Origin of the sequence: Methanoregula sp. (assembly GCF_041663825.1) — an archaeon.
Lineage (GTDB): Archaea > Halobacteriota > Methanomicrobia > Methanomicrobiales > Methanospirillaceae > Methanoregula.
Genome location: NZ_JBAYLY010000007.1, coordinates 44350 through 56537, shown reverse-complemented (window position 1 = coordinate 56537; position 12188 = coordinate 44350). Strand labels below are relative to the sequence as shown.

Genomic DNA, 12188 nt, shown 5'->3' with positions numbered 1-12188 from the left:
AAAATCAGGAATTTGAGGATATTTTTCTCTGTCCCAGCCAGTACCCGAATACGAGCCCGAGAATGACTCCGCCAAACGCTGCCTGCAATGCAAAGAGGGTAGCTTCAACCTCACCACTTGGGGGAACGTACTGGGGAATTAAGGGGGGAAATGAGTCTACAGAAAGACCGGTCAGTTCGGCAATTTTCCCGGATCCGACAGTATCAGAACCGGCAAACTCGTGAGTCCCTCCGGCACTTACTGACAGGAACACGATAATGAATGCCAGTACTGCAACAAGGGTAATCAGTTCGAGTTTCCTGTTTTTTATCATGACTTCACCTCACTCAGGATTGTATCTGATGCACCCCGGGCTTTTGTGATCTGGTCCTCTGAAAAGACTTTGAGTTTTATAATCATTTCCGGTTTAAGTTCGATCACATACTTAAAGACGAGTGCAAGTACGCACCCTTCAACAATCGCGAGCGGAATCTGGGTGATGGCAAATATCGCGAAGAATGCGGTAAACGAGGCTGCGATACCGCCAACCTGAGCCGGGTAGGCAAGGGCAAGTTCCAGAGAAGTGATGATGTACGTTACCAGATCAGCGACTACTGCAACGATGAACACGGTGACATAGATATTGACCTTCGTATTTTTGAGGAGACGGTATATGATATACCCGGCAACAGGGCCACCAATAGCCATTGAACACATGTTGGCACCGAGTACCGAGAGTCCGCCGTGTGCAAGTACGAGTGCCTGGAAGAGCAGGACGATTGCACCAATGATTGAAGTGATAAATACACCAAAACAGGTTGTCGAAAGTCCCGTGCCGGTCGGGTGGGAGCAACTGCCGGTTACTGAAGGGAGTTTGAGAGCGGACAATATGAAAATAAATGCACCACAAACCCCGAGCAGCGGCAGGTATTCCCGGTCTTTTCTCATCATCGATCGCAGTTCAATTATCCCCATAACAAGGAACGGGATCGCAATAATCCACCATATCGCGCACCATTGCCAGGGCAGGAATCCTTCCATGATATGCATGATACTTTCATTCAAGTTTACTTGTTTAAAGTAAATATAATTTGCTCACTGATGTTGACACATTCTCCCAAGGCATCCGGCGGCACTAATTCTTTATCAGTTTCCGGATTTTTTATTTAAGAAAAATTTGGGCAGATACCAAATATTTTTCGACTAATACATCCGGATATAATTATGGATATCCGGGACGGACGGGAACTTTCACCGCGAAAAGTAGTGTATCTCAAGTTCATAAAAGACAATGGCGGGAGAGTGCGGACAACCGATCTTGCCACGCAGTTTGCGGTTGATCCATCGACCATCACAAAGACCATCGCTGAGCTCTCTGAAACGGGTCTTATCACTCATGAGCCTTATCGCGGGATCTGCCTCACAGACGACGGGAACCGGTATGCTGATTATCTCATCAAACGCCACCGTATCCTAAGCCTGATGCTCACCCATTACGGGTTTTCCCATGAACAGGCATGTACCGAAGCTTCGCGTTTTGAAAGCCAGGTATCAAAAGAGGCCATCGACAGGATCTGCGCTGCAATGGGACACCCGGGCCAGGGGATCTGCGGTGAAATTACCCATGACGACGGATGCCACAACCAGGATCCGACGCCATGATCCCGGAACAACCTGACAGGATTTCCGACGTCAGAATGGTTTACCCGGACTGGTTTAGTCAATTATAATACCGACAATTTTTCTATCCGGAGAAAACCTGGATCATAAAAATTGGAGTGTACCCAAATTTTTCATAATCATTATAGGCTTCACAAGCGATATTGCATCGCGAATTATTAAAAAAGCAACCTGCCGCAGAGGTCAAGAATATGTCATCATCACCGGATAAGAAAAGAAAATTCATGATATGCGCTCTCGTAATATCCATTATTGTCATTATAGTCGCGGTATACATTGCGTTCATTTCCCACGCAGGAATTCCGGTTGCATCGTCCCACGCAGCCGGATCGAACGACAAACTCTTGGTCATCACTTCATTTCGTCCCATCACTCTGCTGGTAAAACCGGTAGCCGGCGACTATGCTACAGTAACCCAGATCCTCCCCCCGGGTGCTGAACCCCATGAATACGAACCAACGCCAAACGATGCGATGGCACTTGCGAAAGGAAAAATACTGTTTTATGATGGGCCGTTTATGGAACCCTGGGCTGAAAAACTTGCCGGTTCCACCAACCCGGACATTATCCGTGCTCCTTTTATCGACGCCATCCCGCCATCAGTCCTTGCGCAGATGAAAAGCGAGCATAAAAACTTCCCCAACCCGGAACAGGATTCCCACCTCTGGCTCTCGCCGCAGCTTGCTGAGTATTATGTCCACTATATTGCACAACAACTTGCAGCGGCAGACCCGGCCAATGCTTCCTCGTACCAGAAAAATGCAGAGACCTTTGAGGCGCGACTTCAGAAACTGGATGCCAGGTATACCACCGGACTTTCAAACTGTACTACAAGGACTTTCCTTACATCCCACTCATTCCTGAATTACCAGGCAGCTGCATACAACCTGACCGCACTCTCAATTACCGGCTTAAGCCCGGATAGAGAGCCTTCTGTACAGCAGATGGCGGCGATTCTCGATGAATCAAAAGCGGCAAATGTCCAGGGTGTGATTGCAGAGACCGATGAGGTCCAGTCACTGAGCCAGTCCATTGCCTCCGAACTGGGTCTGCCCATCTATCCTTATACCACCATGGAGATACTGCCGACCGGCCAGATGAATGTCGGAGATAACGATTATGTGATCATCATGGAAAATAATCTCCAGCAGATGAGGCAGACCCTGAAATGCCAGTAGACGCTCCCCGGGACCGGCCGGTATGCCTGACCGTCAACAATGTCAGTTTCGCGTACGGCGCAGAACCGGTACTAGAAGATATCACGCTTACGGTCCGGCAGGAGGAGTTTGTTGGTATTGCCGGCCCAAATGGTTCCGGCAAAACAACCCTGCTCAAGATACTGGTCGGCCTGCTCGAACCAAAAACCGGTACCGTTGAATTTACCTGCCACATGGACGACTGCGAGGGTATGTCTCCCTGCCGCCCCTGTATCGGATATGTTCCCCAGCAGCCGGTGCTGCGCCAGCAGCAGTTCCCGGTGACAGTCCGTGAAGTGATCGAGATGGGAACCTACGGGCAGTCCGGCCTTTTTACCCGGCCGACCGAAAAAGATCGTGCGGCAGTGGAAAAAACGATTGCAGAAGCCGGCCTCGGCCGTGTCGCCGGGGAACTCTTCTGTGATCTCTCGGGTGGCCAGCAGCAGCGGGTGTTGATCGCACGTGCCCTTGTGGGAAATCCCCACATCCTTGCGCTTGACGAACCGACAAACGGGGTCGATGCAAAAAGCAAGCAGGAATTCTATGCTCTGCTTTCCCACCTGCACGACACGCATAAAATCACAGTCCTCATCATCCTCCACGATCTCACCGAGCTGAGCCGCATGATGGAACGGATTGTCTTTCTGCATCACAGGGTCCTGTATGACGGCCCGGCACAGTCCCTTGGCACGAAAGGGCTCTGGAACCTGATGTTACAGGTAGGCAACCAGTAAGGGGTGGGATTGAATGGTGCTTGAATTCCTGATGTTTAAATTTGGCATGCGAGCGTTTATAGGCGGGCTGATTGTCGCGGTGACCTGTGCGAGCCTGGGTGTCTTTATTGTCCTGCGTCGGCTCTCGCTTATCTCAGACGGCCTTGGCCACGTGGCGTTTGGCGGGATTGCACTCGGGTTCTGGACCGGCATCTATCCACTCTATACTGCCGTGGCCGCAGTCATTACAGGATCTCTTGGGATTCACGCACTGGGCCGGCTCCGGGTCGCATCTGATGCGGCGATCGCGATCCTGTTCTCAGGAGGGCTTGCCATAGGCATTGTCCTCATCAGCATGGCGCAGTCCGCCCCGGCAGATCTCCTTTCCTACCTGTTCGGGACAATCCTCGGAATTAACGATAACGATGTGTACCTTGCCGCAGGGCTCGGTGTGATTGTCCTTGTGGTACTTTGTCTGCTCTGGAAGGAATGGGTGGGGATTACCCTTGACCCGGATTTTGCACGGGTCGCCGGTATGCCAGTGACTGCACTTGAGATCCTCTTTACGGTTCTCGTCGGCCTTACCGTTGTCGTTGCCACCCGGCTGGTCGGTGTCCTTCTTGTTTCAAGCCTCATGGTTATCCCTGCGATTGCGGCAATTCAGCTCAGGTTGCCCTTCCGGCGTACGATTCTTGCGGCACTGGCCATCGCGATCGCTTCGGTTATCATCGGACTCCAGCTCTCATTCTCTTATAACTTGGCATCCGGGGGAGCGATCGTCCTTGTCACCATCGGGTTCTTTATATTCACAGTAATCCTGTCACGACTCTGGCCCCGGTTTAAAAAAGAGTTGCCGGTCGAGGAATGGAAACACCAGTGCTCAGAACCGGGATACACGGTACCAGAAGAACAAAAAGACCCCGGTAAAACCTGAATTTTTTTTACCTTTTTTAAAAAAACGACCGGATGCCAGACACAAGGAGCGGGGAGAGGAACCGGAGTAGTGCGGGTTTTTTCAATAGGATTCCTGCCACGTTGCCTGGCCGGTCCATATCCCCGTGTTGCACGATCTCCCTGATAATGTCTGAATCATCCATGGCGAGAATCATCCGGTCGATAGTCTCTGCTGACAGGTTCTGCCGCATTTTAAAAAGACGGTAACCAAGAGCAAGTTCCCTCCCGATATCTGCCTGCCAGCGCCGTTCGTAATCCGCAAGTGCTGCATCAGAAAAGAGGTCATGTTCGCAGCATGCAGCCGCAACCGTAGCCGCATGACGGGCAGTACGGACACCGGTATAGACCCCGCCGCCAGATGTGGGCTTGGCAAACCCTGCTGCATCACCTACAAAGAGGGTGCGCCGGCCAAACGTCTTTGGCATCACGCCCAGCGGGATGGAACCGGTGACTAGGTGCAGATCGGACACGAGACCGATCCTGTGGACAAATGCAGAAAACCGCTCCCGTACCTGCTCTGTTCCGCACAGCCCGACCCTGACCCGGCCGTTCCCGGACGGGATCACCCACCCGAAGAATTCCGGGGATGCATCCGGGTAGAGTTCGACAAACCCGGGATCGCAGTCGCATCTTCCCTCAGCCTGGATACCGGCCAGGTACACCGGTGCCCGTTCCATCCCGTAGATACGGGCGATCGTGCTTCGGGGCCCGTCCGCCGCAATCAGAATTTTAAATGAAAATTCCTCGTGACCGTTGATCCCTCGCGTGACTACCAGATCATCCCTGACATCGCAGACTGCAGTTTTAAGACGAAAGTTTGCACCAGCGTCTGCCGCAGCCTCTGCCATCTCGCGGTCGAGCATGCCACGGTCTACCACATGTGCCTTTGGGGTTTTCGCGTCGATGATAAGCGCGTGTCCAGTACTGGATAGAATGCGTGCACCGGTCACGGTATTGAGAATGGATCGCCCTGAAACAGCGCACTCTTCGAAAGCCGCCCGGGAAAGGAGACCGGCGCACTGTACCGGATACCCGATACTCCCCTGCTCTTCGATACAGAGCACCGAAAGCCCGCTTTTGGCACACGCCTGGGCAGCTGCGCATCCGGCCGGCCCGGCACCGGCTACAATGATATCATAGGCCAGGGGCATGATCATAAGCTCCTTTTAAAAAAAGATAGATTTACCGGGGGGGTTTATCATTTGGCTTTACGCCCGACTGATCCGGGATATTTGCTGAAGTGGTCTCAGTTCCTGTGGATTTTACCGAAAGCCCGCAGGTTTTAAAGATAAGGACGTGCGGGGGGATCGGTGCTACAGTATCTTCTTTCATGGATATTCCCATGAGAATGGCAAAGAGCCCGAAGACGAACGAGAATGTTCCGACCACGGTCATGAGAATTGTCTCACTCATGGCCGGCACAAAACGGATAAATAACGCGAGGAGAACGAGACTGCTTATTATCACGCCCGCCACAAGGAAATGTTTCGATCGCGGCCGGGTCAATGCCAGTGATATACCAGAGTACGCGGCATAGAACGCCAGTACTACAATGGCCAGTACAAAGAGAAGTGCGATAAGATTCTGAAATACAATGGAGATTATGCCGACAACAAGGAGCACGGCAGAACAGAAAAACCAGAAAAACGAATCTTCCGCGGGCGAGGTAATACCGATAAACACGCAGAGTACAATACCTGCTATCAGGAGGAACCAGAAAATACCAAGGAATAAGGAGAGCACAGGTCCCGGCACAATAAGAGCAAGACCACCAAAGATTACACCTATTACCCCTTTGAGGAGGCAGGACAGTTTCGCATCCATAGAATTACCTCTATTTTCTCGCGTTAATAGTTTCGTATGCGATTGTAAAACAAACTCAAAATCCTGGCTCTCATAGTGGCCAAAAGAATTGCTGGCAGGCGTTACACCGATTGCCGGTACAACCTGAAACAAACCCGTTCAACCATACCATGAGCGGTTTTTTCCTGATTCCCGCCCGTTCATTCCGTCAGCTTTATTGCAGACTATCACTGATTTTTTCTCGTGTTCGGCCGATACGAAATGGGTTTTTCTTATGCAGATCCTGATATCAGGATCCAGCTGACGGACAAGGCAGGCCTGGTAAAATACGAACGGGACTGCGCAGGCAAAAAAGAATCCCGGTACCTGAGCCGCACGTTTTCAGCAATCCATATCCATCCGGTGGAACCTGTCAACCTGCCCGAGGCGCTCACACATTTCCTTGAGATTTCGTTTCCACCGCTGCTCATCTCACCTGGTGCAGAACAAACAATTTATTTAAAATTCCCTGTCGAAATCGGGGTGTTCCTGGAATCAGGAGATAAAACGGATCCACTCGATGTCTTTTCCCTTGTGCCAGTGAAATTTTCCCTGTACGGTTCGCCAAGTTCGGGCGTTATTACGCGGTGGTACCAAAGCGATCTTTATACGGATATCCCGCTCATCGACCTGCGCCGTGAAGGCGTCATGAGCCTGCTTATAAAAAACTCCGGGTCAGAAACCATGACAGTCAGCCGGGCGGTCTTTGACAGTGGCAGCATGTGCCTTTTCTATGGCGACCGGGTTGCCATGACCGCCACGATGGAAATACTCTCGCCATTAATCGCCCACACGACATTTTCAGATATCGCCCCCGAGGACTGCCCGAACCGGGCCATCGATCTCTACCTTACCCGGGGCTTTTCCATCACAAACAGGAAAGGATATTTCATGGAGGCGGGAACGATATGAACATTTTGGATTTTTTCAACCTGACACTCCCAAGTACGACCGATATCGAATCAACCGTTACTTCAGATAATAATTTTTTTGGAACCATAAGTCCGAGGGATGTTTTTATCTTTTTTGTCGGGATTATCGTGGCATATATTCTCGGTCTTGTCATCAGCCACCACATCAGGGTGCGCATGAGCCACCGGCTCAAGAAAGACCAGCTCGACATCCTCACCGGGATCATACGTGCGGTGCTGATGATCATTGCGATCGGGATCTCCCTCCCGGGACTCCTTGACCTGAGTATAACTATACTCCTTCTTGGCCTTGTCGCGATTATTACCATTATCGGCCTCTCAAGCCAGAAAGTTATCTCGAACATGATAGCCGGCCTTGCTCTTTTATATGAGAGCCCATTTGCCACTGGGGATTTTATCAGCACCGGCGCAGTTTCAGGAACGGTGGTTTCGATCAGGCTGTTTTCTGTCCGCATCCGCACTACCGATGGGATCTATATCCATATCCCAAACGACCAGATCTATTCGACTACGGTCTCAAACAACCACGCAAACGTTGCCCGGCGTTTTGTATATTCGGTTGGGATCCGTTACCAGGATGATGTAAAAAAGGCAGAAGAAATTATTGAAAAAATTCTTGACGACTACACATTTGTGCTTAAAAACCCGGCACCTGCCGTCTTTGTGAGTGATATTACGCCAGACAGCGTTGTTCTCATGATCCGTGCATGGTTCCCATCGAACTGGAAACTGACACAGGACGACATATCCCTTTCCACCGCGATCCTCCCTCGAATCAAGGATGCGCTCGAAGCGGCCGGTATCGAGATACCGTATGCCCAACGCGTTGTCTGGTTTGCAAACCAGCCCACGCTTCCGGCGGATATTGCCTCAAAACAACAGTGAGTGCCCCAGATGGGCTCCACCACCCGGAGAATGCCGAATCATTCCCCTCCCATTCCGGTAAGTTTTCAATTCATGCCCCAGACGGGGGACAAAACTCGCAAGCCTGCCGGAGCCGATCCACTGGGTGTGTGTTGTTGTGCTGGAGGAGTGCTTTGCCATTGCGGCGGAAGTAAACGAGGGCGGTCGTGGTGCATCCGGATACTTCGCGTGGCAAAGAGCGGGAGCGGGCAGAGCGGCAGATAAAGCGATCGGTTATCGCGTTTTCCATGTGCCGCACGTGAATACCCGGTGCAGTATACGCTTTTAAGAACATGGACACCCGGGAATATTTCCTGATAAAGACCCTGGCTGAGTTTCCGTTAATTGATAGCTGCGGGTTTACGCTTGATGGGGGCCATGCGCATCTGAACCACTACCTTCCCGCGTTTCTCAATCACCCGGCGCAAAAGCACTACTACCTGCACGACGACAACGCGATTGAAGACTCGCACCGGGCAGCATGAAAGGGCATGATTGATTTTGGGCCGGTGATGGAGACAGTCAGGAAAAGCGGCGGCTCCCCTATGATAGAAGTGGAGGGGTACGAGGAGGCGGTCAAAAGCCTGCATACGCTTGATAGTAATAGGCGCATGTACCTGTCAACGAACGAGAACTAGGGAATTTAAGTGGGAAAAACCCGAAGGTTTCCGCAATATTTTATAAGGAAAACCTACAATGTATCTAGGCAATCTGCCTAAGTGACTCAGCCCGGTAGAGTACCTCCTTGGTAAGGAGGAAGTCGCGAGTTCGAATCTCGCCTTAGGCTCTCATTAAAAATTCTCTGTTTTTTGTTCTTTTGAAAATCGGTAATTAAAACAACACTATTTTTTTCTTTAAAATTCCCGGTATACCATCATAGATTTTCGGAACAAAAAAAGGACGGGTTTAACCGGGATCTTTACGCCCAGTGTCCCACTACGGGGATATCCCCGCTCTTGCCGAACGGTATCATTTTGTCGACCTTTTCATCCAGGTTATAATCAAGATACCAGGTGCCCGCCGCGGAACGGAATACGCCGATTCCATACATTCCATTTACGTTCCAGTCCCCGGTAATCGCTGCGTCCCCGCTCTTGCCGAACCTCACTGTTTTGTCGACCTTTTCATCCAGGTTATAATCAAGATACCAGGTGCCCGACAAGGGACGGAATACACCAATTCCGGATGTTCCCTTTCCGTTCCAGATTCCGGTAACCGCTGCGTCCCCGCTCTTCCCGAACCTCACTGTTTTGTCGACCTTTTCATCCAGGTTATAATCAAGATACCAGGTGCCTGAAGAGGGACGGAATACACCGATTCCATATATTCCATTTCCGTTCCAGTTCCCGGTAACCGCCAGGTCCCCGCTCTTCCCGAACTTCACTGTTTTGTCGACCTTTCCATCCCGGTTATAATCAAGATACCAGGTTCCAGTCGAGTTCCGGAACACGCCGATTCCAGAGGTTCCATCTCCGATCCAGTCCCCGGTAACCGGTGTGTCCCCGTTCTTGCCAAACGGTACCGTTTTGTCAACCTTTCCATCGTTGTGGTAGTTCAGGTACCAGGTGCCCGACGAGGGACGGAATATACCAATTTCGCTCGCGAAAGACTGGGTAGACTGGGAAAACTTCTGGATCCGGTTATTCTCACTGTCAACAACATAGACATTCCCGCTCGAATCCACCGCTGCGCCTTCAGGAGACTGGAACTGGCTGTTACCCGAACCCCAGGATCCCCATTTTGTCACATACGTACCTGTTGACGTGAACTCCTGGATCCGGTAATTACCAAAATCAGTGACATACACATTCCCGCTCCCATCGACAGCAACACCCGAAATCCAGCCGAACTTGTCGTTGTCACTACCATAGGATCCCCATTTTGTCACATACGTACCTGTTGACGTGAACTCCTGGATCCGGTAATTACCTGCATCAGCGACATAGACATTACCGCTCGAACTCACCGCTATGCCATGAGGAGAAGAGAACTGGCCGGTTTCACTACCAGAGGATCCCCACTGCCGTACATACGCACCGGATGACGTGAACACCTGGATCCGGGAATTACCGCTATCAGCGACATAGACATTACCGCTCGCGTCCACCGCTATACCTTCAGGCCACTTAAGCTGGCCGGTTTCACTACCCTCGGACCCCCATTGTGTCACATATGTACCTGTTGACGTGAACTTCTGGATCCGGACATTCTCAGTGTCAGTGACATAGACATTACCGCTCGCGTCCACCGCTATGCCATGGGGCCTCTGGAACTGGCCGGTGCCATTACCCTTGGACCCCCACTGCCGTACATACGCACCGGATGACGTGAATACCTGGATCCGGGAATTACCACTATCAGCAACATACACATTACCGCTCGCATCCACTGCTATGCCATTGGGCCGTATGAACTGGCCGGTGCCATTACCCCCGGCCCCCCACTGCCTTACATATGTACCGGATGACGTGAACTCCTGGATCCGGCAATTACTGCTATCAACGACATAGACATTCCCACTCGAACTCACCGCTATGCCATTAGGATACGAGAACTGGCCGGTGCCAGAACCGTAGGATCCCCACTGCCTTACATACGTACCGGATGACGTGAACACCTGGATCCGGTTATTATGTGAATCCGCAACATACACATTACCGCTCGAACTCACCGCTATGCCATTAGGATACGAGAACTGGCCGGTGCCAGAACCAGAGGATCCCCATTTTGTCACATATGTTCCGTCAGATGTGAAAACCTGGATCCGGGAATTACTGCTATCAGCGACATACACATTTCCACTTGCATCCACCGCTATGCCATTAGGGTACGAGAACTGGCCGTCGCCGGAACCATAGGATCCCCATTGTCTCACATACGTACCGGTTGATGTAAACACCTGGATCCGGGAATTATATGAATCGACGACATAGACATTCCCGCTTGTGTCCACCGCGATACTATTCGGATTCGAGAACTGGCCGTCGCCAGAACCAGAGGATCCCCACTGCCTCACATACGTACCGGATGACGTGAACACCTGGATCCGGGAATTACCGCCATCTGCGACATACACATTCCCGCTCGAACTCACCGCTATACCATTAGGATTCGAGAACTGGCCGGTGCCATTACCAGAGGAACCCCATTTTGTCACATATGTCCCGTCAGATGTGTATTTCCAGACACTGTTATCCATCTGATCCGTGGCATAAACGTTTCCGGAACTGTCCACGGCAACAGAGCTTGGACGCACTCCGACAGATGAAGGCACTGCCCACTGGAATGTGGGTGCAGATACGCTCTCTTCGCTGGTTTGCAGACTGGTACTCGATGCCAATTGCGAACTGTACGGATGCTGGTGATTTTGTAGACCGGGATTATTCCCGACTGTTCCCGCACAGACCGGCATGCCGATACCGGCCATAACAATAACGATACACAGAATTATTACGATCCTGTTCCCAAATTGCCAGAAGGGTTTATTCATGATTTTTCACACTCACGATCCGGATGGTTGGCTCCACACCCCATGTGCAAAGATAATCCCGGCCGTCATCAATGGCAGAAAGACACGACTACAGAATAATTGCACTCATTTCTGCTAACTGGTTCATGTTTTTTTCTGACCTGGTGGCTGGTGACGGAGGGTCTTTGTTCAAACATCCTAGCATTTTTCTGTTTTCTTGGATATTATATACTTTCCGAAGTTATTTTTTACTTAATAAAATCAGACCCATGAAAGACTGCAAATCAATCCACTGCGGGAGATTCCTGCCGGGTGCAGCAGTACTTCTCGTTTGTGGAGGTATGTGAGCATCAGTCCCATCGTTATGATCGCCCATCCGAATGTTATACGGGCAGATTTGTAACAGCATAACACATAGGAGGGGTACCCCCTCTTTTGTACGAAGGTAACATCCCCCTCCCTGACCCAAAAGAGAGGGGATAACGCTTTAAAAAAATGGTCGGGGGTACAGGATATCTCT

12 protein-coding genes and 1 tRNA gene are annotated in these 12188 nt (G+C 51.0%); 8 read left to right on the top strand and 5 right to left on the bottom strand.

Annotated features, from left to right (window positions below; translation table 11 throughout):
- Positions 1-4 precede the first annotated feature (4 nt).
- Together WCX19_RS04935 and WCX19_RS04930 are read right to left on the bottom strand one after the other, a co-directional pair.
- The gene (locus WCX19_RS04935; RefSeq protein WP_373005734.1) at positions 5-313 is read right to left on the bottom strand and encodes an energy-coupling factor ABC transporter substrate-binding protein; all 309 of its coding nucleotides are present in this window, start codon (positions 311-313) and stop codon (positions 5-7) included.
- Positions 310-1029 carry an energy-coupling factor ABC transporter permease gene (locus tag WCX19_RS04930; RefSeq protein WP_373005732.1) on the bottom strand — a complete coding sequence of 240 codons (720 nt, stop codon included), beginning with the start codon at positions 1027-1029 and terminating at the stop codon, positions 310-312. Before WCX19_RS04930 ends, WCX19_RS04935 begins: the two co-directional genes overlap by 4 nt.
- Before the next feature lie 174 nt (positions 1030-1203).
- On the opposite strand from WCX19_RS04930, the gene WCX19_RS04925 reads away from it, so the two are divergent.
- The 4 genes from WCX19_RS04925 to WCX19_RS04910 all read left to right on the top strand — a co-directional run bounded on the left by WCX19_RS04925 (position 1204) and on the right by WCX19_RS04910 (position 4502).
- Entirely contained in the window at positions 1204-1641 is a 438-nt protein-coding gene (locus tag WCX19_RS04925; RefSeq protein WP_373005730.1) for a metal-dependent transcriptional regulator, read from the top strand.
- A 242-nt stretch (positions 1642-1883) separates the two neighbouring features.
- The gene (locus WCX19_RS04920) at positions 1884-2837 is read left to right on the top strand and encodes a metal ABC transporter solute-binding protein, Zn/Mn family (RefSeq protein WP_373005728.1); all 954 of its coding nucleotides are present in this window, start codon (positions 1884-1886) and stop codon (positions 2835-2837) included.
- Entirely contained in the window at positions 2828-3589 is a 762-nt protein-coding gene (locus WCX19_RS04915) for a metal ABC transporter ATP-binding protein (RefSeq protein WP_373005726.1), read from the top strand. Before WCX19_RS04920 ends, WCX19_RS04915 begins: the two co-directional genes overlap by 10 nt.
- 13 nt (positions 3590-3602) lie before the next feature.
- A complete protein-coding gene (locus WCX19_RS04910; RefSeq protein ID WP_373005724.1) occupies positions 3603-4502 on the top strand; it encodes a metal ABC transporter permease in 900 nt (299 codons plus the stop codon).
- Positions 4503-4518: 16 nt separating this feature from the next.
- Here the strand turns inward: WCX19_RS04910 and WCX19_RS04905 are convergent, their stop codons facing one another.
- Together WCX19_RS04905 and WCX19_RS04900 are read right to left on the bottom strand one after the other, a co-directional pair.
- Complete coding sequence (locus WCX19_RS04905) at positions 4519-5673, bottom strand: geranylgeranyl reductase family protein (RefSeq protein ID WP_373005722.1); 1155 nt, start codon at positions 5671-5673, stop codon at positions 4519-4521.
- Positions 5674-5704: 31 nt separating this feature from the next.
- A complete protein-coding gene (locus tag WCX19_RS04900; RefSeq protein WP_373005720.1) occupies positions 5705-6346 on the bottom strand; it encodes a hypothetical protein in 642 nt (213 codons plus the stop codon).
- 240 nt (positions 6347-6586) lie between these two features.
- On the opposite strand from WCX19_RS04900, the gene WCX19_RS04895 reads away from it, so the two are divergent.
- The 4 genes from WCX19_RS04895 to WCX19_RS04880 all read left to right on the top strand — a co-directional run bounded on the left by WCX19_RS04895 (position 6587) and on the right by WCX19_RS04880 (position 8986).
- Positions 6587-7276, top strand: a complete 690-nt coding sequence (locus WCX19_RS04895) for a DUF432 domain-containing protein (protein ID WP_373005718.1) — start codon at positions 6587-6589, stop codon at positions 7274-7276.
- Positions 7273-8181 (top strand): mechanosensitive ion channel family protein, encoded by a 909-nt coding sequence (locus WCX19_RS04890; protein WP_373005716.1) that lies wholly within the window; start codon positions 7273-7275, stop codon positions 8179-8181. Before WCX19_RS04895 ends, WCX19_RS04890 begins: the two co-directional genes overlap by 4 nt.
- 311 nt (positions 8182-8492) lie before the next feature.
- Positions 8493-8684: a hypothetical protein gene (locus tag WCX19_RS04885; RefSeq protein WP_373005714.1), complete on the top strand. Its 192-nt coding sequence runs from the start codon at positions 8493-8495 to the stop codon at positions 8682-8684.
- 228 nt (positions 8685-8912) lie between these two features.
- Positions 8913-8986, top strand: a tRNA-Thr gene (locus WCX19_RS04880).
- Between the two features lie 132 nt (positions 8987-9118).
- Here WCX19_RS04880 and WCX19_RS04875 read toward each other — a convergent pair.
- Complete coding sequence (locus WCX19_RS04875; RefSeq protein WP_373005712.1) at positions 9119-11689, bottom strand: 6-bladed beta-propeller; 2571 nt, start codon at positions 11687-11689, stop codon at positions 9119-9121.
- Positions 11690-12188: the final 499 nt, after the last annotated feature.